Origin of the sequence: Halorubrum tibetense (genome assembly GCF_042661865.1) — an archaeon.
Taxonomy (GTDB): domain Archaea; phylum Halobacteriota; class Halobacteria; order Halobacteriales; family Haloferacaceae; genus Halorubrum; species Halorubrum tibetense.
On the sequence record NZ_JBHSWW010000725.1, the window covers coordinates 1 to 531 of the forward strand.

Sequence of the window (531 nt, forward strand, 5' to 3'; positions counted from 1 at the left end):
CCCAATTGATGAAAATGGTCGCCCTTGTTAAATGAAACCATAAACTCAAACAACTGCTTGGCTTTTTCAAAACTAATTCCTGACTTAAGCATGTACACCCCGAAACCTTCAAACGCTCGTTTAAGCATTATAGAACTAAGCGACTAAGCATCACTAGCCTTGCTAAATCCAACCACAAATGCCGCCTTAGACGAAAGTCGAACAATACACCTTGTCGATAAATTAGGTAGACTGCAAAAAAATAACGAAAACAGGCTCTTATGAATAGTCAGTTGGTGCTGTTACTGGCGTTTGTCTATGCTGGCTTGCTGTTTTTAGTGGCCTGGAAAGCCGAGCGCTTAACGCAGATTTCGCCAAAAGTTAAAGCCCTGATGTATGCCCTGTCTCTCGCCGTTTACTGCTCTTCGTGGACTTTTTTCGCGGCAGTCGGTTTAGCCGCAGAGAGCGGCTGGGATTATATGCCCATCTACCTCGGCCCCATCCTACTCTTTGTATTGGGCTGGCCCTTCCTGCGCAAGCTGTCAGTAATAA

The 531-nt window shown here is 45.4% G+C and carries 1 protein-coding gene; it reads left to right on the plus strand.

The genetic code is table 11. From position 1 onward, the window contains the following. Nucleotides 1-260: 260 nt before the first annotated feature. Nucleotides 261-531, plus strand: a 271-nt coding sequence (locus tag ACFQEU_RS17965; RefSeq protein WP_379784380.1) for a hypothetical protein, incomplete at its 3' end; no start/stop codon positions are given.